The 20,378-nt window shown below is 68.3% G+C and carries 15 protein-coding genes; 10 read left to right on the top strand and 5 right to left on the bottom strand.

All coding sequences use genetic code 11. From position 1 onward, the window contains the following. Positions 1-12 precede the first annotated feature (12 nt). From GKZ92_RS08870 to GKZ92_RS08855, 4 genes are all read left to right on the top strand, one after another. Positions 13-1,089: a glutathione S-transferase family protein gene (locus GKZ92_RS08870; RefSeq protein WP_035750916.1), complete on the top strand. Its 1,077-nt coding sequence runs from the start codon at positions 13-15 to the stop codon at positions 1,087-1,089. Beyond that, entirely contained in the window at positions 1,086-1,811 is a 726-nt protein-coding gene (locus GKZ92_RS08865; RefSeq protein ID WP_006360499.1) for a hypothetical protein, read from the top strand. The genes GKZ92_RS08870 and GKZ92_RS08865 overlap by 4 nt, the downstream gene beginning before the upstream one ends. Next, positions 1,808-5,767 carry an ABC transporter ATP-binding protein gene (locus GKZ92_RS08860; protein ID WP_006360498.1) on the top strand — a complete coding sequence of 1,320 codons (3,960 nt, stop codon included), beginning with the start codon at positions 1,808-1,810 and terminating at the stop codon, positions 5,765-5,767. The genes GKZ92_RS08865 and GKZ92_RS08860 overlap by 4 nt, the downstream gene beginning before the upstream one ends. 138 nt (positions 5,768-5,905) lie before the next feature. Continuing rightward, positions 5,906-9,718 (top strand): multifunctional oxoglutarate decarboxylase/oxoglutarate dehydrogenase thiamine pyrophosphate-binding subunit/dihydrolipoyllysine-residue succinyltransferase subunit, encoded by a 3,813-nt coding sequence (locus tag GKZ92_RS08855; protein WP_035750759.1) that lies wholly within the window; start codon positions 5,906-5,908, stop codon positions 9,716-9,718. Between the two features lie 69 nt (positions 9,719-9,787). Here the strand turns inward: GKZ92_RS08855 and GKZ92_RS08850 are convergent, their stop codons facing one another. After that, positions 9,788-11,203, bottom strand: a complete 1,416-nt coding sequence (locus GKZ92_RS08850) for a hypothetical protein (protein WP_006360496.1) — start codon at positions 11,201-11,203, stop codon at positions 9,788-9,790. A 68-nt stretch (positions 11,204-11,271) separates the two neighbouring features. Further along, a complete protein-coding gene (locus GKZ92_RS08845) occupies positions 11,272-11,907 on the bottom strand; it encodes a TetR/AcrR family transcriptional regulator (RefSeq protein ID WP_006360495.1) in 636 nt (211 codons plus the stop codon). Between the two features lie 75 nt (positions 11,908-11,982). Here GKZ92_RS08845 and GKZ92_RS08840 point away from each other — a divergent pair, with 75 nt between their 5' ends. Both GKZ92_RS08840 and GKZ92_RS08835 read left to right on the top strand, forming a co-directional pair. After that, on the top strand, positions 11,983-13,536 hold the full coding sequence (locus GKZ92_RS08840; RefSeq protein ID WP_006360494.1) for a flavin-containing monooxygenase: 1,554 nt from the start codon (positions 11,983-11,985) through the stop codon (positions 13,534-13,536). 35 nt (positions 13,537-13,571) lie between these two features. Then, the gene (locus tag GKZ92_RS08835; protein ID WP_006360493.1) at positions 13,572-14,402 is read left to right on the top strand and encodes an SDR family NAD(P)-dependent oxidoreductase; all 831 of its coding nucleotides are present in this window, start codon (positions 13,572-13,574) and stop codon (positions 14,400-14,402) included. Between the two features lie 3 nt (positions 14,403-14,405). Here the strand turns inward: GKZ92_RS08835 and GKZ92_RS08830 are convergent, their stop codons facing one another. Together GKZ92_RS08830 and GKZ92_RS08825 are read right to left on the bottom strand one after the other, a co-directional pair. Further along, entirely contained in the window at positions 14,406-15,374 is a 969-nt protein-coding gene (locus GKZ92_RS08830) for a glycine betaine ABC transporter substrate-binding protein (RefSeq protein WP_035750915.1), read from the bottom strand. A gap of 49 nt (positions 15,375-15,423) precedes the next feature. Further along, positions 15,424-16,044 carry a MarC family protein gene (locus GKZ92_RS08825; protein WP_006360491.1) on the bottom strand — a complete coding sequence of 207 codons (621 nt, stop codon included), beginning with the start codon at positions 16,042-16,044 and terminating at the stop codon, positions 15,424-15,426. A 54-nt stretch (positions 16,045-16,098) separates the two neighbouring features. Here GKZ92_RS08825 and GKZ92_RS08820 point away from each other — a divergent pair, with 54 nt between their 5' ends. Next, positions 16,099-17,187 carry a magnesium and cobalt transport protein CorA gene (locus GKZ92_RS08820; protein WP_035750754.1) on the top strand — a complete coding sequence of 363 codons (1,089 nt, stop codon included), beginning with the start codon at positions 16,099-16,101 and terminating at the stop codon, positions 17,185-17,187. Positions 17,188-17,226: 39 nt separating this feature from the next. Here GKZ92_RS08820 and GKZ92_RS08815 read toward each other — a convergent pair whose 3' ends face one another. Beyond that, positions 17,227-17,778, bottom strand: a complete 552-nt coding sequence (locus GKZ92_RS08815; protein WP_006360489.1) for a TetR/AcrR family transcriptional regulator — start codon at positions 17,776-17,778, stop codon at positions 17,227-17,229. A 93-nt stretch (positions 17,779-17,871) separates the two neighbouring features. Here GKZ92_RS08815 and GKZ92_RS08810 point away from each other — a divergent pair, with 93 nt between their 5' ends. From GKZ92_RS08810 to GKZ92_RS08800, 3 genes are all read left to right on the top strand, one after another. Beyond that, positions 17,872-18,786: an alpha/beta hydrolase gene (locus tag GKZ92_RS08810; RefSeq protein WP_035750751.1), complete on the top strand. Its 915-nt coding sequence runs from the start codon at positions 17,872-17,874 to the stop codon at positions 18,784-18,786. Further along, the gene (locus tag GKZ92_RS08805; RefSeq protein ID WP_035750749.1) at positions 18,783-19,580 is read left to right on the top strand and encodes an SDR family NAD(P)-dependent oxidoreductase; all 798 of its coding nucleotides are present in this window, start codon (positions 18,783-18,785) and stop codon (positions 19,578-19,580) included. Before GKZ92_RS08810 ends, GKZ92_RS08805 begins: the two co-directional genes overlap by 4 nt. 88 nt (positions 19,581-19,668) lie before the next feature. After that, positions 19,669-20,313 (top strand): hypothetical protein, encoded by a 645-nt coding sequence (locus tag GKZ92_RS08800; RefSeq protein ID WP_006360486.1) that lies wholly within the window; start codon positions 19,669-19,671, stop codon positions 20,311-20,313. Positions 20,314-20,378: the final 65 nt, after the last annotated feature.

Below are 20,378 nucleotides of genomic sequence, written 5' to 3'. Positions count from 1 at the left end.
ACTGTGGACGGCATGACTCATGCGCCGGAGGAATCCACCCAGAGCGACCCCACCGGGACAACCGATTCCGGGGAGCAGGGCAGCTATGTGATGTCCGGCCAGGAGTTCGTGCGGGACACCAAGTACATCGAGACCCGCATCACCGCCGACGGCCGGGACGGCTACCCCGTCGAGGCCGGGCGCTATCGTCTCGTCGCCGCACGCGCCTGCCCCTGGGCCAACCGGACGCTCATCGTCCGCCGACTCCTCGGGCTCGAGGACGCCATCTCACTCGGACTGTGCGGACCCACCCACGACAAGAACTCGTGGACCTTCGACCTCGACCCCGGGGGCCTCGACCCCGTCCTGCAGATCCCGCGCCTCAAGGACGCCTACGAGAAGCGGATCCCGGGTTACCCCAAGGGGATCACCGTGCCGGCGATCGTCGACGTCCCCACCGGTGAGGTCGTCACCAACGACTTCCCCCAGATGACGATCGACTTCTCGCTGGAATGGACCGCGTTCCACCGCGACGGCGCGCCCGAGCTCTACCCCGAACGCCTGCGCGACGAGATCGACGAGGTCAGCCACGGGATCTACACCGAGGTCAACAACGGCGTCTACCGGTGCGGGTTCGCCGGCAGCCAGGAGGCCTACGAGGCCGCTTACGACCGCCTGTTCACCAAGCTCGACGAGCTGTCCGAGCGGTTGTCGACGCAGCGGTACCTGGTCGGCGACACCATCACCGAGGCCGACGTCCGGCTGTTCACGACCCTCGCCCGCTTCGATCCCGTCTACCACGGCCATTTCAAGTGCAATCGCAGCAAGCTCAGCGAGATGCCGGTGCTGTGGGCCTACGCCCGCGACCTGTTCCAGACCCCCGGCTTCGGCGACACCACCGATTTCACCCAGATCAAGCAGCACTACTACATCGTGCACACCGATGTGAACCCCACGCAGATCGTGCCCAAGGGCCCCGACCTGCGGGGATGGCTGACCCCACACCACCGCGAGGAACTCGGCGGGCGTCCCTTCGGCGACGGCACGCCGCCCGGCCCCCCACGGCCCGACGAGGTCGTCCCCCAGGAGAATTGGGTACCCCAGTCATGACCGACCCCACTCCCAAGCCCGCCGGCAAGGCCGTCGAGGTCACCGGCGGCATCCTCGACCGCGCGCAGCGCCTGCAGGGCCCGGCGGTCAAGAAATACGTCGACTCGCTGCGCCGCAAGTACCCCGACGACTCCCCCGCCCAGATCATCGAGCGCCTCGAGAAGCGCTACCTGAACGCGGTCACCGGTTCAGGTGGAGCGGTCGGCGCGGCAGCCGCCGTGCCCGGGGTCGGGACGATGACGGCCTTCGGCGCGATGACCGGCGACACCGCCTTCTTCCTCGAAGCCTCGGCACTGCTCGCCCTGTCGATCGCCGAGGTCCACGGCATCGGCGTCCACGAGACCGATCGACGCAAGTCGCTCGTCCTGGCGGTCGCGCTCGGCGAGGAAGGTGTGCTCGCCCTCGGCCGGGTCGTCGGTACGCGCGGCGGCCCCCTGCGCCGGCTCGGCGGTGCGGCCCTGCCGTCGGGCGCCATCACCAAACTCAACAAGACCCTGGTCAACAAGCTCGTGCGCAAGTACGCGATCCGGCGCGCGCCGTTGATCTTCGGCAAGCTGATGCCCGCCGGCATCGGAGCGGTCATCGGCGGCGCGGGAAGCCGCGCGCTCGGCCGCAAGGTGGTCAACAACGCGCGGGAGGCATTCGGCCCCGCACCTGCCTTCTGGGTTCTCGACGCCGAGGTGGTGAACGAGACGAGCCCGCTACCGCCCGGCTCCCGGTGATCCCGGAGCCGACCATGCCTCCCGCCACCGGGAGCACCCCAACCACCTCGCCGCCGGGCTGGATCCGGAAGCTGCTCGGCGAGGCGTGGCGTTATCGCCGCATCGTCATCGTGACCCTGACCGTCACGATGATCGCGGTGGCCGTCGACGTCGTGATGCCCCTGCTGGCCAAGGGCGCGATCGACCGGGCCACCGGCGTGATCGACGACGGCCTCGCCTTGTCCACCATCATCACGGGCCTGGTCGTTCTCGCGTTCGTGCGTTACGCCTGCCACTTCGGACGGCGCGTGTTCGCCGGCCGCCTCGCGGTCAACGTGCAGAACAACCTGCGCCGGCGCCTGCTCGACACCCTGCTGCACCTCGACGGCCGCAGCCAGCACCAGATCCGGACGGGACAGATCGTCTCCCGCTCCATCTCCGACATCCAGGTGGTCCAGGGCTTGCTGGCGATGGCACCGCTCTCGTTGGGTGCCGCGGTGCAGATGGTCGTCGCGCTCGGAGTCATGGCCTATCTCTCCCCGCTGCTCACCGCCGTCGCACTGGTGATCGCGCCGCTGATCGCCCTGGAGGTCTTCCGTACCCGCCGAAAGCTCTTCGCGGCGACGTGGTCCGCGCAGCAGTCCGCGGCCGATGTGGCCCAGCACGTGGAGGAGACCGTCACCGGCGTCCGCGTCGTCAAGGGCTTCGGCCAGGAGGACCGCGCCGTCGACGGACTGGTGACGCGCTGCCGCACCTTGTTCGCCCGGCGCCTGCGCGCGGCCCGGATCAACGCCCGTTTCGCCCCCACCCTGAGCGCCATCCCCCAACTCGGCATGGTCGGCGTGATCGTCGCCGGCGGCTACCTGACGATGACGGACGCGATCACCGCCGGCACGTTCCTCGCGTTCACCACCTACGTCACCGCGATGACCGGCATTGCCCGTCTGCTCACCAATCTCATCGTCAACGCCCAGCTCGCCCGCGCGGCGGTGGAACGCGTCTACGACGTCATCGATCACCCGCGCGATCCCGGTGAGACCGCGACCGGCACGCTGCCCGACGGCCCGCTCGGCGTCGAACTGGAGAACGTCTCCTTCGCCCATCACACCCACGAGGCCGACGATCCGCCCGCCGTGCTGAGCGGGATCGACCTGCGTATCGAACCCGGCGAATGCGTGGCGATCGTCGGGCCACCCGGCTCCGGGAAGTCGACCATCGCCGACCTGGTCAGCCGCTACGAGAGACCCGACGCCGGCACGATCTCCCTTGTCGGCGCCGACGGCCCGCACCCGGTGGACTCGCTGTCGCCGACTGCGCTGCACGAAGCCGTCGCCGCCGTCTTCGACGAACCGTTCCTCTTCTCCGACACCATCACCGCGAACATCGCCATGGGACCGGGCGCCACCGCCGACCCCGATTCGCTCGCCGACCGGGTGCGAGCCGCGGCGGCCGCGGCCGAGGCCACCGAGTTCATCGAGGCACTCCCGGACGGCTACGACACCGTCGTCGGCGAACGCGGCCTGACCCTCTCCGGCGGACAGCGCCAGCGGATCGCCCTCGCGCGTGCCCTCTTCGCCGACCCGCGCGTCCTGGTGCTCGACGACGCGACATCGGCGGTCGACGCCACCACCGAGGCCCGGATCCTCGGCCGCCTACGTGATCAGAGACGCACCATGCTGGTCCTCGCCCACCGGCGGTCGACACTCGTCCTCGCCGACCGGGTCGCCGTGCTGGACGAGGGCCGGATCACCGCGATCGGGACGCCGGCCGAGCTCGAGGCCTCCTCGGCGCGGTTCCGCGAGCTGATGACGAACGCCGTCGGTGACCCGGACGTCGTCTCGCCGCCCAGCCGGCCGAGCATCTCCGACCACACCGTCGAGAGCTTCTGGCCGACAACGCAATTCCTCGACGAGCAGACGTATACGCGGACCGGCCCGGCGGTGGGCGCGGGCACGCGGACCGGGCAGCGGGGCGGCGGTGTCGCCAGCGCACTGGGGTCGATGCCGGCGACGCCCGAACTCCAGGCGAGGGTCGACGCGCTGCCGCCGGCCGTCGAGGACCCAGCGGTGGACGTCGCCGACGCCCGGCGCGAGAACCCGGACTTCACCCTCCGCGGCCTCCTACGACCGGTCCGCTGGCTGCTCGCCTTCGCGTTGGTCGCCATCGCCGTCGACACCCTCGTCGGCCTGGCCTTCCCCAGCATCGCCCGCGCCGTCATCGACGCGGCCGGCGACCACGACCAGCGCACCCTGTGGTGGGCGGCGATCGGCGGTGTGGCACTCGTCGGCGTCGGGTGGGTCGCCGCGTCCCTGTTGACGATGACCTCCACCCGAGCGGGTGAGCGCGTGCTGTTCGGACTGCGCATCCGCAGTTACGCCCACATCCAGCGCCTCGGCCTGGACTACTACGAGCGCGAGCTGTCGGGTCGGATCATGACGCGGATGACGACCGACATCGACGCGTTGTCGACCTTCCTGCAGACCGGTCTGACGTCGGCGATCGTCGCACTCCTCACCCTGGTCGGCGTCACGGTCGCGTTGCTGGTCACCGGGCCGTCGCTCGCACTGCTGGTGTTACCCGTCTTCCCGCTGCTGGTCGTGGCGACCGTCGTCTTCCGGCGTGTCGCGACCGCCGCCTACACGCGGTCCCGCGAACTGATCAGCACGGTGAACGCCGACTTCCAGGAGAACATCGCCGGGATCAAGACCACCCAGACCTACCTCCGCACCGACGACGCACAGAAGCGTTTCGGGCAGCGTTCGGCGGCGTGGGTCGCGGCACGGATGGTCTCGCAGCGGGCGATCGCCTCGTACTTCCCGCTGATCATGCTGATGTCGGACATCGCCACCGCGATCGCACTCGGCGTCGGCGCCGGCCAGGTGGCCGACGGCTCACTCACCGCGGGCACTCTGATCGCCTTCGTCCTCTATCTCACGATGCTGTTCGGTCCCGTCCAGCAGCTCTCGCAGGTCTTCGACGGTTACCAGCAGGCGGCGGTCGGCCTACGGCGCATCGGCGACCTGCTGCGGACCCCGAGTTCGCTGCGGGTCAACCCGGACGCCACGACACCGCCGGCCACCGGCTTCGACGGCGAGGTCGATTTCGACGGGGTCGGCTTCCGCTATCAGGGCGCGGAATCCGACGCCCTGCTCGACGTCGACCTGCACATCCCCGCCGGGTCCTCGCTCGCCCTCGTCGGTCGAACCGGCGCGGGCAAGTCGACGATCGTGAAACTGCTGGCCCGGTTCTACGACCCGACCACCGGACGCGTCCTCGTGGACGGCACCGACATCGGCGACCTCGTCCTCTCCGGGTACCGCAGCCGACTCGGCCTGGTCCCGCAGGAGCCGCATCTGTTCACCGGGACCGTGGCGGACAACATCGCCTACGGCCGGCCGGATGCCGATCGCGCCGCGATCGTCGAGGCCGCGGCCGCGGTGGGCGCCCTACCGATGATCGCGGCCCTGCCGGGACGCATGAACCATCCCATCGGCGAACGCGGCCAGGGCCTCAGCTCCGGTCAGCGCCAGCTGATCGCACTGGCCCGAGCCGAACTCGTCGACCCCGACCTCCTGCTGCTCGACGAGGCGACCGCCACGCTCGACCAGGCCACCGAGGCGCAGGTCCTGGCCGCCGGGCGGGCGATGACTCGGCGCCGGACCTCCGTCATCGTCGCGCACCGGCTGGCCACCGCGGCTCGCGCCGATACCATCGCGGTGGTCGACGGCGGCCGAATCGTCGAACTCGGAACACACGACCAACTCCTGGCGTTGGACAGTCTGTATCGCGGCTTCTGGGAGGCCGGTGTCGATCCCGACGAGGCCGCGGTGACGGAGCCCGGTGTGACGGTGACCGCCGCGCGTACAGACGCGGTGGACGCCGACTCACATGCGGGCTCGCGACAGGACGCTCGACGTGGCGCGTCCGCAACCGACAACCAGACCATCCGCGCCGGATCACCCGAGATGACGATCTGACTCTGTAGTAGCAGGTCGGTGGGTGTGACGCAGCAGATGACGCGTAGCATCGGCAGTTGGTTCACCGATAGTCTCCACAAGGGACGTCAGTGTGGCAGAGAACCCGGCACCTTCAGGGAATTGAGGCGAGATACCGCTGTGAGCAGCAGTTCGATTTCTGACTTCGGACAGAACACCTGGCTGGTCGAGGAAATGTACCAGCAATTCAAAGAGGACCCGAGCTCGGTGGACCCGAGCTGGCATGAGCTCTTGAAGAGTTACAAGCCCGGAGACAACGGTGGTGCCGCGTCCGCCGCATCGACGTCCACCACTCCCTCCTCCAACGGCAGCGCACCGGCGAAGCCCGCGGCCGAGTCGGCACCGCGCAAGCAGGTCACGCTCGATCAGGAACCGACGCGGACCGCCTCTGCCCGCAAACCCTCCCCTGCCAAGGAGTCGACCGCGACCAAGGCCGCATCCGGCCACAGCGTCGCGAGCCGTGACGGTTCCGCCCGTTCCCAGCCGAAGCCCGCCGCAGTTGAAAAGCCTGCTGCCGCCAAGCCCGCAGCCGCCGAGTCCAAGAAGGAATCCGCGGACGGCAACAAGGTGCTCCGCGGTCCCGCCGCCGCCATCGCGAAGAACATGGCGCTGTCGTTGCAGATCCCGACGGCCACCAGTGTTCGCGCGGTTCCCGCGAAGGCGATGATCGACAACCGCATCGTCGTCAACAACCACCTCGCCCGCACCCGCGGCGGCAAGATCAGCTTCACCCACATCCTGGGTTACGCGATCGTCCAGGCCATCAAGGCCTTCCCGAACATGAATCGGCACTACGCCGAGATCGACGGCAAGCCCAACGTCGTCACCCCCGCGCACACCAACCTCGGTCTGGCCATCGATCTGGTCGGCAAGGACGGCAACCGCACGCTCGTCGTCGCCGCCATCAAAGAGTGCGAGAGGATGGGCTTCGCCGAGTTCTACAACGCGTACCAGGACATCGTCCGGCGCGCGCGTGACGGCAAGCTCGGCGCCGACGACTTCTCCGGCGTGACCATCTCGCTGACCAACCCCGGCACCATCGGCACCGTGCACTCCGTGCCCCGCCTGATGAAGGGCCAGGGCGCCATCATCGGCGCCGGTGCGATGGAGTACCCGGCCGAGTTCCAGGGCGCCAGCGACGAGCAGATCGCCGAGCTCGGCGTCGGCAAGCTGATGACGCTGACCTCGACCTACGATCACCGCATCATCCAGGGAGCGGAATCGGGCGACTTCCTGCGCACCGTCCACCAGCTGCTGATCGACGACGCGTTCTACGACGAGATCTTCACCGCGTTCCACGTGCCGTACGAGCCGGTTCGCTGGCGTCGTGACATCCCGGCCGGCCTCGTCGACAAGAGCACCCGCGTCCTCGAGCTGATCGCCGCCTACCGCAGCCGCGGCCACCTGATGGCCGACATCGATCCGCTGATGATGAACAGCGATGCGCGCAGCAGCCATCCTGATCTGGACATCGCGACCTACGGCCTGACCCTCTGGGATCTCGACCGCACCTTCAAGGTCGGCGGTTTCCACGGCCAGGAGAAGATGAAGCTGCGCGACGTGCTGGCGATCCTGCGCGACGCCTACTGCCGCCACGTCGGTGTGGAGTACACCCACATCCTCGAACCGGACCAGCAGAAGTGGCTGCAGGAACGTGTCGAGGTCAAGCACGTGAAGCCGCCGGTCGGCGAGCAGAAGTACATCCTGAGCAAGCTGAACGCGGCGGAGGCCTTCGAAACCTTCCTGCAGACCAAGTACGTCGGTCAGAAGCGCTTCTCGCTCGAGGGTGCCGAGTCGGTCATCCCGATGATGGACGCGGTCATCGACCAGAGCGCCGAGCACAACCTCACCGAGGTCGTCATCGGTATGCCGCACCGCGGCCGTCTCAACGTGCTCGCCAACATCGTCGGCAAGCCGTACTCGAAGATCTTCTCCGAGTTCGAGGGCAACCTGAACCCGTCGCAGGCGCACGGTTCGGGTGACGTGAAGTATCACCTCGGCGCCGAGGGCAAGTACTACCAGATGTTCGGCGACAACGAGATCAACGTCTCGCTGACGGCCAACCCGAGCCACCTCGAGGCGGTCGACCCGGTCCTCGAGGGCCTGGTCCGCGCCAAGCAGGACCTCATCGCCGACGCCGACGACGAGAGCTTCCCGATCCTGCCGCTCATGCTGCACGGCGACGCCGCGTTCGCCGGTCAGGGCGTGGTCGCCGAGACGCTCAACATGGCGATGCTGCCCGGTTACCGCACCGGCGGCACCGTGCACATCGTCGTGAACAACCAGGTTGGTTTCACCACCGCCCCGGAGCACTCGCGTTCCACCGAGTACTGCACCGACGTCGCGAAGATGATCGGCGCGCCGATCTTCCACGTGAACAGCGACGATCCCGAGGCGTGCGTCTGGGTCGCGAAGCTCGCCGTCGACTACCGCCAGGCGTACAACAAGGACGTCGTCATCGACCTCGTCTGTTTCCGCCGCCGCGGCCACAACGAGGGCGACGACCCCTCGATGACGCAGCCGGCGATGTACGAGGTCATCGACACCAAGCGCGGCGTCCGCAAGAGCTACACCGAAGCCCTGATCGGTCGTGGTGACATCTCGACCAAGGAGGCCGAGGACGCTCTGCGTGATTACCAGGGACAGCTCGAACGGGTCTTCAACGAGGTCAAAGAACTCGAGAAGTACCACGCCGAGCCGTCGCCGTCCATCCAGGCCGACCAGACCCTGCCGACCAAGCTGGTGACCGCGGTCGACAAGGAAGTCCTGCAGACCATCGGCGACGCCTTCGTCAACGTCCCGGAGGGCTTCACCCCGCATGCGCGCGTGAAGCCGGTTCTGGAGCGTCGTGCCGAGGCCGCCCGCAACGGCAACATCGACTGGGCCTTCGCCGAACTCCTCGCGTTCGGTTCGCTGGTGATGGAGGGACGCACCGTCCGCCTGTCCGGTCAGGACTCGCGCCGCGGTACGTTCACGCAGCGCCACTCGGTGCTCATCGACCGTCAGAACGGTTCGGAGTACACCCCGCTGAACCACCTGCAGCCCGCCGGCGAGGAGAGCAACGGCGGCCGGTTCATGGTGTACGACTCGCCGCTGTCAGAGTTCGGTGTCGTCGGCTTCGAGTACGGCTACTCCGTGGGCAACCCGGACGCACTCGTGCTGTGGGAGGCGCAGTTCGGCGACTTCGTCAACGGCGCACAGTCGATCATCGACGAATTCATCTCGTCCGGTGAGGCCAAGTGGGGTCAGCTCTCCGACGTGGTGCTGCTGCTGCCGCACGGCCACGAGGGCCAGGGTCCCGACCACACCTCCGGCCGCATCGAGCGCTTCCTGCAGCTGTGTGCCGAGGGCTCGATGACCGTCGCACTGCCGTCGACCCCGGCGAGCTACTTCCATCTGCTGCGTCGTCACGTCCTCGACGGCATCAGCCGACCGCTCATCGTCTTCACCCCGAAGTCGATGCTGCGCAACAAGGCCGCCGTCAGCCCGGTGTCTGATTTCACCGACGACAAGTTCCGTTCGGTCATCGACGACCCGAAGTTCGCCAAGGGCGACGCCGACCGCAGCAAGGTCAAGCGCGTCCTGCTGGTGAGCGGCAAGCTCTACTACGAGCTCGCGGCCCGTCGTGACAAGGAGGATCGCGAGGACATCGCGATCGTCCGCATCGAGCAGCTCTACCCGGTGCCGCACCGCCGCCTGCGCAACACGCTGGAGCAGTACGGCAACGCCAGCGAGTTCCGCTGGGTCCAGGAGGAGCCGGCCAACCAGGGCCCGTGGCCGTTCCTCGGCCTGTGGCTGCCCGAGGTGCTGCCGGATGTCCTCGGTGGCCTGCGCCGCGTCTCGCGTCGCCCGATGTCGGCCCCGTCCTCGGGTTCGAGCAAGGTGCACGCGGTCGAGCAGCAGGAGATCCTCGACGAGGCGTTCGGCGAGTAGCGAACCCTCACAGACAAAGGCGGCCCCCGCCGGACTCGGTCCGGCGGGGGCCGCCTTGCTGTGTCGAACTCACCAGATCTCGTGCGGGAGCCCCCAGGCCGCGAGTTCGGAGGTGAGGAGGTCCCGGAGTACGGCGTCGGAGCCGAAGGCCTCGTCGTCGAGTCCGAGGACGGTGAACGACACCTGCTCCGGGGTCCGGATCAGCCACGACTGCACGCCGTCGCCGAAGCGATGCCCGGACGCGGGGTCGACGCCCTGGGTCATGCCGCGCAGCGCCATGCGGCGCGCGGTCCGGCCGCCGACCACGGTGGCCTCCGGCGTCACCTCACCGATGTTGGAGATCACCGCGTCGGGCATGCCCTTGCCGGCACCGCCGCCGACGAGCTTGATCAGCACCGAGACCGGCAGGAACCAGGCGAGCGGACGAAGGTAGATGTGGGGCGCGCGGCGGCCTTCGGACAGCCGCACGAACGCGGCCTTGCATGCAGCCCGAATCCCGGCGAGGTCACCTCCCGGCACCGGCTCGTCGGTCAGGAACACCGACACCCCTGCGATCGCGTTGGTCCGGGTGTCCTCTTCGCCCTCACGACGATCCACCGGTACCCCGACCTTGATCGGGGTCCCCAGCGGGGACCGTCCCCCGGATCGGAGGAGGCCGCTCACGACCGCGATGAACAGGGTGTTGGAGGTGCCGCCGTGATCGGCCGCGACGCGGTCCCAGTCGCCGGCGGGGATCGACGCGGTCGCCCAGGTGAACTTCGCTGCCGGGGACCGCTCCGCGAGCGGGGGACGTTCCGGCCGCGGATCCGGTTCGAGCCCCGAGGCCTTGCGGCTCTCGGCGGCCGCCCGGGCGATGCCGACGACGACTGCACCAGCCTGCGCCACGGCGTCGGCGACATCGTCGAGGCGTCCGCGGCGCCAGGAACCCCGGGACTCCGAACCTGCCGACAGAGAACCTCCCGCTGCCGAGGTCCGCTCGTCCGCGACGGCGACGGGTACGCCCGATTCGCGTGCCGCCGCGGCGGCTGCGGCGACCATGCCCCGTCCGTCGGTGACCACGTGCAGGGCACACAGTGACAGCGCGGTGCCGCCGGATTGGGTGGGCGCGCTCCGCAGGCGCCAACAGCGACCGCCCTCGGCGTCGAGCGGGACCGTCGACATCTCGGCGGTCGCCCATGCGTCGACGCCGGCATCGGGAATCGGGAGGGGATCCACGGCCAGCCCCGGGGCGTCGGGCGCCGGGACCCAGCGGGGACGCGAGCCGTACACGGTGGACGACACCAGCATCCGGTGCATGCGTCCGCGGGCCAGCGCGGCGTTCATCGCGGTCAGTGCCTCGAGGGAGACCTCGTCCTCGAAGACCCACACCATCTGCAGCACCACCGACCAGCCGAGTGCCGGGGTCGCGAACCAGAACGGTGCGTCGTCTGTGGCGAGTCGCCCACTCCGTTCGTCAACCGGATCCGTGCGTGACAAGGGCGCCATAGGTCCACCTCACTGAAGATCGACCCCGCGGTCGATGCCGACTCCCCCGTCGTCCTCCCCGTGGGAGTCTAGGACGCGGCGCCGGCGAGTGTCGGAAGGGCGGCGGTGATCAGGCCGAGCAGGTCCTCGCGGGTGACCGTCGGCGAGGTCAGCCAGCGGATCGTCGTCTCCTCGACGAAGGCGACCCAGCCGTGGACGCTCAGCACGACCGTCGGGGTGACCTCGACGCCGAATGCCGGTGCGTGATCGAGAACCCGGCCCACCATGACCTCACGGGTTCGGTCGAAGACGTCGCGCATCGCGGGATCCGAGCTCGACGCCCCGCGGATGAGAGCGGTGTAGGCGGAGCGGTTCTCGCTGACGAAGTCGACGAACGCCGCCATCGAGGCGGTCAGGATGGCGATCGGGTCCCCGAGGGACGCGTCCGGTTCGGTACACGCCAGCATCCGGTCGGCCTGGGCCTGCGCGATCGCGACGTGATAGTCCTGCTTGGAGGCGAAATAGTGGAACAGCAGCGCCCGCGACACCCCGGCCGCATCGGCGATGGCGTCAATGGTGATCTCCTCGAGCGGACGGTCCCGCACCATCTCCAGACCGAACTCGAGGAGCTGGTCGCGACGCCCCTCCGGACTCATCCGGGTGCGCTTGGATGCGGTTTGCTTGTCCCCGATCACCGGCGCGGCAGCCGTTCCTCTACTGGTCACCCGGCCAGACTACTCCTATTGAGTCTTGTTCAATAACTATTGACACGTGTTCAGTATCACCCCTATGGTGACACCATGACAACGAACGATGTAGAGATCGCCATCATCGGGGCCGGCTTCTCGGGGCTGGGTGCCGCCATCCGGATGAGGCAACACGGATTCGACGACTTCGTCCTCCTCGATCGCGGCCGCGACTTCGGGGGCACCTGGCGCGACAACACCTACCCCGGCGCCGCCTGCGACGTGCCCTCGCAGCTGTACTCCTACTCGTTCGCGAAGAACCCCACCTGGTCGCGGTCGTACTCGCACCAGCCGGAGATCCACGATTACATCAACGATGTCGCGGCCCGCCACGACATCGCCGCCCGGTCGCGCTTCGGCACCGAGGTCACCAACGCCGCATGGAACGAGGACGAGGGTCGCTGGATCATCGACACCGAACGCGACGGCAAGCCCGAACAGGTCCGCGCCCGCGTGATGATCGGCGGCGTCGGCCCGCTCTGCGAGCCGAACCTCCCGGACATCGACGGCATCGAGTCCTTCCAGGGCAAGATCGTCCACTCCGCCCGCTGGGACAACGACCACGACTTCACCGGACAGCGCGTCGCCGTCATCGGCACCGGCGCGTCGGCCATCCAGCTGGTCCCGGAGCTCGCCAAGGTGACCTCGCGCCTCGACGTCTACCAGCGCACCGCACCGTGGATCGTCCCCCGCACCGAGCGCGCGTACACCAAGCTCGAGCACTGGGCCTACAAGAACGTCCCCGGTTACCAGTCGGCCGTCCGCGGCGGGATCTACGCCGCCAACGAGGTCGTCGCCTTCGGCCTGACCTACTCGCCCACCGCCCTCAAGCCCGTCGAACTGCTCTGCCGGGCGAACATCCTGCGCGGCGTCGGCCGTGACGCCGAGCTCCGCCGCAAGGCCACCCCCACCTTCCAGGTCGGCTGCAAGCGCATCCTGCGGTCCAACGACTGGTACCCCGCCCTCGCCCGGCCCAACGTCGACCTCGTCACCGACGGGATCGACCGCATCACCGCGAACGGCGTCGTCGCCAAGGACGGCACGACCCGTGAGGTCGACGTCATCGTCGTCGCCACCGGCTTCCACGTCACCGACTCCCCCGTCTTCGACAAGATCGTCGGCAAGGATCAGCGGAGCCTCGCAGACGTCTGGGCCGAGATCGGCATGCAGGGCTACAAGGGTTCGTTCGTCCACGGCTTCCCGAACATGATGCTGATGGTCGGACCGTCGACCGGCCTCGGCCACACCTCGATGGTGTACATGATCGAGTCGCAGCTCAATTACCTCGTGGACTACCTGAAAACCGTTCGAGCCCAGGGAATCACCCGGACCGAGGTCCGGATGTCGGCCCAGCAGGAGTACAACGCGGGCATCCAGCACAAGCTGCGCAACAGCGTGTGGGTCAACGGCGGCTGCGCGTCCTGGTACAAGGACGCCAACGGCAACATCACCACGCTGTGGCCGGGATTCACCTTCGCGTTCCGCAACATCACCCGCCGCTTCGACATCGCCGCATACGATGTCACCCGCGGTGCACGACGCCCGGCGGTCGCAGCGCCCGGACAGGGCGAGTCGACGACCGATCAGCCCGCTGCCGTGAACGCCTGAGACCCGGCGCACCGAAGAGATTCGAGGACAAACTCATGAAGGACTTTCGCGACAAGGTCGTGGTGATCACCGGTGCCGGTTCGGGCATGGGCCGTGACATCGCCGTCAAACTCGCCGGACAGGGTGCCCGCCTGGCCATCTCCGACGTCACGCCCGACGGACTGGCGGAGACCGAGCGCCTCGTGAAAGCGGCCGGCGCACAGGTGCATTCGCAACTTCTCAATGTCGCCGAGCGGGAGGCCGTGCTGACCTACGCCGACACCGTCAAGAACCATTTCGGCGTGGTCAACGTGGTGTTCAACAACGCGGGCATCGCGCATCACGGTGAGGTCGAACGCACCGAGTTCAAGGACATCGAGCGCGTCATGGACGTCGACTACTGGGGAGTCGTCAACGGCACCAAGGCGTTCCTGCCTCATCTGATCGCCTCGGGTGACGGCCACATCGTCAACACGTCGTCGCTGTTCGGTCTTCTCGCCGAACCCGGTCAGGCCGCGTACAACTCGGCCAAGTTCGCCGTCCGCGGCTTCACCGAGGCCCTGCGCCAGGAGATGATCATCGCCAAGCACCCGGTGAAGGTGACCTGCGTGCACCCCGGCGGCATCAAGACCGCGATCGCCCGCAACGCCACCGTGTCCGGCGACCACGACCAGAAGGCCACCGCCGCCTTCTTCGACCGTTACCTCGCGCGGATGTCGAGTGAGGACGCCGCCGACGTCATCATCGCGGGCGTGCGGAAGGACAAGGCGCGCGTCCTGGTCGGCGCCGACGCCAAGGTCCTCGACATTGCGGTGCGCATCGTCGCGTCGAAGTACCAGTGGGTCTCGGCGAAGGCGACCGCCTGGGCGTTGTCGAAGGCGCAGTAGCGGCTACAGGCCGTGCTCGGCCAGCCACTCGAGCGCGACCTCGCGCGGATCACCACCCGTCTCGACCTCGCCCGCCATCGTGGCGAGGTCGGCGGTGGTGATCTCGCCGGCGACCTTGTTCATGGTCTTGACCTGATCGCGGTTGAGCGCGGCCGACCGGAACACCGGGACGAGCACCTCGGCGCGCGGTCCGGACTGTTCCTCGGGCGTGCGTTCGGTACGCGGTTCGTCGGCGGGCGGATTGTCGGCGGTGTCGCCGCCACCGGCCGACGTGCGTAGCGCCTGAACGTCGGACGACGCGCCCTCGGCGTCCTCTCCCGCGATGTCGAGCGGGGTGAGCAGGCCGACCGCGTTGCCCTCGGATGCGCGCTGCAGCACTTCGTCGGTGGTGCCGGACGTTTCCACCGGTCCCAGACGGCATCCCGCCGAGGCAAAGGCGTCGAGCGTCGCCGGATCGGGGTCGGAGGTGGCGACCACCGGCAGGCCCGGTGGGAGGAGTGCGCAGTCGTCGAGGCCGCTCGCGCCGACGCTGCCGGCGAGGGTCGTCGACACGAAGATCTGCGGCGCACCGGAGACCGGTGTCTCGTCGCCGACCGAGACGCCCTGCGGCAGCGAGCGGTTCAGCTCGACGTAGACGTCCTCGGCGCCGACCGCGGTCGACGACGGGGCGAGCAACGTCAGGAGGTCCCCGGTGAAGGCCGGGAAGAGGTCGACGTCGGCGCGGTCCATCTCGTCGAGCAGCGCCGCGTCGTCTCCGCGCAGCTGATCGGCGGACACGACCGAACCCGCGTTCCGCAGGGCGCCCGCGTACACCTCGGCCATCACCCGCATGGCCGCGTCCTCGGACGAGCCGATCACGATCCCCGGCGGCGGCGAACCGGCTTCGTCCCCGCACCCGACGAGAACAACGGCCAGGGCCGCGATCAGTCCGGTGACCACCACGAGACGCTTGCGGACGATGCGTTTTTCCACGTAGCCACCGTATCTGTTGGGCGCCGTCATCTGTTCTGGCCCACTGGCTTCAGACACCCTCGGCGATGAAGCCCATGATCGAGCTCGCGATGAGCTGGACGGCGATCGCGGCGAGCAGCAGACCGGCGATCTTGGCCAGCAGGGTGATACCGCCGACGCCGAGTACGCGGATCAGAACCGTCGAGTACCGGAGCACCAGCATCACCACGATGTGCACGCTGATGATCGCGGCCGCGATGGCCAGGTAGCCGGCGGCCTCCCCGTCGACGCTGCTGACCTGCACGATGACCGCGGCGATGGCGCCCGGTCCGGCGAGCAGCGGGGTGCCCAGCGGCACGAGCGCCACGTTGACGTCGTCGGACGCCTTCGGGTTGCCGGCGTTGCCCAATCCGGTGAGGAGTTGCAGCGCGACCAGCAGCAGGAGCAGTCCGCCCGCGCCCTGGAGCGCCGGGATGCCGATGTGCAGATAGTTCAGGATCGCCTTGCCGCCGATCGCGAAGACGCTGATCACCAGGAGGCTCACGAGGGGTGCCTGCCAGGCCGCGCGCCGCCGGTACTCGGGCGACCGCTGGCCGACCAGGCTGAGGAACAACGGGATCTGTCCCGGCGGGTCCATGATGACGATCAGCGTGATCAACGTGGTCGTGTACACGGTGACGTCGAAAGGCACGGCCGAATCCTACTGGGGAGGCACGCCCGGGCCCCGCGGGTACCATCGGCAGGCGTGGCGACGATCCCTCGGTCCGGTCCGCGCGGTCTCCCTCCGCGCGGTGACACCGCGGCGCCCGCGGGAAAGAACCGGGCCCCGGTGTCGCGCGCCGTCGTCGACTGCGCGGTCTATCTCAACGGCCACCGCCAGCCGGGCGACATCTCCTACCGCGACGCGCTGGCGCAGGTCCGCGAATCCGGTGAGGGTTTCGTCTGGGTCGGCCTGCACTCCCCCGATGACTCCCAGATGACCGACGTCGGCACGACCTTCGGCCTGCACGAGCTCGTCGTCGAGGATGCCGTGCACGCGCATCAGCGGCCGAAACTCGAGGTGTACGACGACACGCAGTTCTTGGTGCTGAGGACGGTGCAGTACGTCGAACACGAGTCGATGGCGATGGCCAGCGAGGTCGTGGAGACCGGCGAGATCATGGTCTTCGCCGGGCCCGATTTCGTGATCACGGTGCGCCACGGTGAGCACACCGAGTTGTCGGGGATGCGACGGAATCTCGAGAGCCGGCCCGAACGACTCGCCCTCGGCCCGACCGCGGTCCTGCACGCCGTGGCCGACAAGGTCGTCGACAGCTACCTTGCGGTCACCGACCGCATGGACGTCGACGTCGCCGCCATCGAGGAATCGGTGTTCAGCCGACAGAATCGCTGGCTCGACATCGACCCGGTCTATCTTCTGCGACGCGAGGTGCTCGAACTCCGGCGCGCGGTCACCCCGCTCTCGACGCCGCTCCAGACCCTCACCGCGAGCGGTAACCCGTTGGTGCCCAAGGAGGTTCGACGACACCTGCGCGACGTCGCCGATCACCTCACGACCGTCATCGAACGGGTCCTGGAGTACGACGAGCTGCTGAACTCCATGCTGCAGGCCGGGGCCGCGAAGGTGGGCATCCAGCAGACCACCGACATGCGCAAGATCTCGGCGTGGGTCGCGATCGCCGCGGTGCCGACGATGGTCGCCGGGATCTACGGCATGAACTTCGACCACATGCCCGAACTGCATCAGCCGTGGGGTTATCCACTCGTCCTCGGCCTTCTGGTCGCGACGTGCGTCGCCCTGTTCGTGGTCTTCCGTCGCAGTCACTGGCTCTGAAAGTGCCCCAGGATCACCGGTTACCGACGGTGCCGTGGCCTAACCGGTGGTCGACGGCCACCGAGAGGCCAGCGTCTCGCACACGGAGCGTTGCTCACTCTCGTCCCGCGCGTGCATCAACAACCCCTCCACGGTGAACACGGCGATCATCACCTCGGCGTCGACGGTCTCCGGTGAGACACCCGCCGCCTCCAACTCGGCCCGGAACAGACTGCCGGTGAGCAGGTGAAAGTTGTTGTGCCACTCCGCCACCGCCGGTGAATGCGGTACGCGGGCATGCACCGTCGTCACCAGACCACGCATCTCGGTCAACCGCTGCACGATCCACAGCACCCGAGCGGCGATCGGCTCATCCGACACCGCCTGATACATGGGCCAGACGTCGGCCATCACGGCCGACAGAACCGCAACGAGTACATCGTCCTTGTCGTCGAAGTACCAATAGATCGTGTTGGCCGCGACGCCGGCCTCCTTGGCCAACCTGTTCATCGACGTCGCCTCGTATCCGCCCTCGATGAACAGATTCCGCGCGGCGGCGACTATCTCGTCGCGCTTCTCGTCGGCGGCTTGCGGCCTCTTGTTCCGCGCCACGGAAAAAGTCACCTCCACAGATCCTCTTGAACGCCATTCAAGACGCTGTTATCTTGTTGAACACCATTCAAGATACTCGGCGAAGGTTTACCCATGTCACGTCAGTTCAGTTACGTCCGGTCCGATGTCACGTTCCGTTCGGGCGACTCCCGGTGCGCCGCCTGGCTCTACCGACCCGATGGCGTCGAGAACCCTCCGATCGTCGTCCTCGCACACGGTTTCGCCGCATTCCGGGAGCTGCGCCTCGACGCGTACGCGGCGCGGTTCGCCCAGGCCGGCTATGCCGCGCTCGTCTTCGACTACCGCCATTGGGGTGCGAGCGAGGGTTCACCGCGTCGCGTTCTCGACATCGCCAAGCAGCACGCCGACTGGGATGCCGCGATCGCCTACGTCCGCGGTCTCGACGGCGTGGACACGGGCCGAGTGGTGGCGTGGGGGACGTCCTTCGCCGGCGGTCACGTCCTGAGACTGGCCGCCCGCGACCGCGATCTGGCCGCCGCGATCGTCCAGGTGCCGCACGTGAGCGGGCCCGCATCGGCGTTCTCCCAGTCGCCGGCACTGGTGAGCCGCCTGATCTTCGCCGGAGTACGCGATCAGGTCCGGGCATGGACGGGACGGCCGCCGTACCGCATGGCTGCCGTCGGGCGCCCCGGCGACATCGCGATGATGACCTCGCCTGGCGCCTACGAGCAGGTCGAACGCATGGGAGACATGCGTGAGGAACTGCTTGCGGAGAACGACGTGGCCGCCCGAATCGCGTTGCGGGTGCCCTTCTACTCCCCCGGCCGTCACGCAGCCGACATCGATGTCCCGGTGCTGGTCCAGCTCGCCACGAGGGACGACGTCACACCGATCGACAAAGCGCAGGCCGTCGCCCGTCGGATTCCGAAAGGTGAAGTCCACACCTACGACTGCGCCCATTTCGAGCCGTATCTCGATCCGTACTTCGACACCATCATCGACCACCAGATCGGCTTCCTCGACCGCCACTTAGGAGACCCGCGATGACCGCGAACGATCGTCGACGCACCGCCCTGGTAACCGGCGCCTCCGCGGGAATCGGAACCGCCTTCGCCCGACACCTCGCCGCCGAGGACCACGATCTGATCCTGGTGGCGCGACGCGCGGACCGACTCGCCGAGCTGGCATCCGAACTCCATCGGCAACACGGGATACGCGCCGAGATCATCACGGCCGATCTCAGCGACCCGGCCGCGCCCGCCGCGATCGTCCATCGCGCAGCCGAACTGGGCATGCCGATCGACATCCTCGTCAACAACGCGGGACTGTCCGCCGGGACGAAGTTCTCCGACACCCCCTGGGACTCGGTGGCCGCCGAACTCCAGCTGATGGTGACCGCGGTGACCGAGCTCATCCATCGGGTCGTACCCGCCATGAAGGCGCAGCGCTGGGGACGCATCGTGAACCTGTCGTCCCTCGCGGCGGTGTCGCCTCCGGGAGAAGGCCTGCTCTACACCGGGATCAAGAGCTACGTGCTGAACATGTCGCAATCGCTCGACATGGAGCTCAAGCCATTCGGAATCCACGTGACAGCACTGTGTCCGGGCTTCACCCACAGCGAATTCCATGACGTCATGGGCACCCGCGACGCCGCAGACCGACTGCCGGGATTCCTGTGGCAGCAACCCGAAGACGTCGTCCGGGAAGGTTGGGCTGCGGTCTCCGCGGGAAAACCCGTCTGCATCCCCGGTGTCGTCAACAAGGTGTCCGCGGCAGCCATGCGCCCCATTCCCGGACGTATCGGCTACTTCCTCGGTCGCACACTCAACCCCTTCAAGTAACCGCGGTGCGCGACTGTCGGCGACCGGACGTGAACGGACCCGCCGGGAGCGTGATTGTCCCGTGACCGCACCGGGTAGTCATCTCGGCATGAGCACTACCGACACCGATGCCACCGTCGCGGCCCTGATGGCGCGCGCCGGACGGACCTACGCCGAGGACGCGGGGATCGCGCTGAAGGACACCCCGTCGCCCCTGTTCGAACTCCTGGTCCTGTCGCTCCTGCTGAGCACGCGGATCTCCGCCGACATCGCCGTCGCCGCAGCTCGCGAGCTGTTCGCCGCCGGGTATCGCACGCCCGAGAAGATGGCTCGGGCGTCGTGGCAGAGCCTCGTCGACGCGTTGGGCCGCGGACACTACAAGCGCTACGACGAGAGCACCGCCACCCGACTCGGGGAGGCCGGCCGGAAGGTCCTCGACGACTACCACGGGGATCTCCGCGAACTCGCCGCGAAGGCCGAGCCCGACTCGGATGCCGCCGCGAAGCTGTTGCAGGAGTTCACCGGCATCGGTCCGGTCGGCGCCGACATCTTCCTGCGCGAGGTGCAGTCCGTGTGGGATTGGGTCGCACCGCATTTCGACGAACGGGCCCGCGCCGCCGCCAAGGACCTGGGGCTGCCCGACGACCCCGGCCGTCTCGCGGATCTCGCCGACGGGAAGCCCGAGGTACTCGCCGCCGCGCTGGTGCGGGCGTCCCTCGACAAGGACCTGCTCGGCGAGGTCCGATCCGCGTAGACGCGGCCTATCCTGGGGTGACGGTCACAGGCGCGCCACGTTTGAGCACTTCCGCTTCCGGATAC

Source organism: Gordonia sp. 135 (genome assembly GCF_009720185.1).
In the GTDB taxonomy this organism is placed as follows: Bacteria; Actinomycetota; Actinomycetes; order Mycobacteriales; family Mycobacteriaceae; genus Gordonia; species Gordonia alkanivorans.
Note: the sequence above shows the minus strand (reverse complement) of the source record. Positions and strands in the feature narration are given on the sequence as shown.

Coding starts and splice junctions, on each gene's coding strand:
- GKZ92_RS08865 (WP_006360499.1), top strand. CDS start 1,086: ATGACCGACCCCACTCCCAAGCCCGCCGGCAAGGCCGTCGAGGTCACC.
- GKZ92_RS08840 (WP_006360494.1), top strand. CDS start 11,983: ATGACAACGAACGATGTAGAGATCGCCATCATCGGGGCCGGCTTCTCG.
- GKZ92_RS08800 (WP_006360486.1), top strand. CDS start 19,669: ATGAGCACTACCGACACCGATGCCACCGTCGCGGCCCTGATGGCGCGC.
- GKZ92_RS08805 (WP_035750749.1), top strand. CDS start 18,783: ATGACCGCGAACGATCGTCGACGCACCGCCCTGGTAACCGGCGCCTCC.
- GKZ92_RS08810 (WP_035750751.1), top strand. CDS start 17,872: ATGTCACGTCAGTTCAGTTACGTCCGGTCCGATGTCACGTTCCGTTCG.
- GKZ92_RS08835 (WP_006360493.1), top strand. CDS start 13,572: ATGAAGGACTTTCGCGACAAGGTCGTGGTGATCACCGGTGCCGGTTCG.
- GKZ92_RS08870 (WP_035750916.1), top strand. CDS start 13: ATGACTCATGCGCCGGAGGAATCCACCCAGAGCGACCCCACCGGGACA.
- GKZ92_RS08850 (WP_006360496.1), bottom strand. CDS start 11,203: ATGGCGCCCTTGTCACGCACGGATCCGGTTGACGAACGGAGTGGGCGA.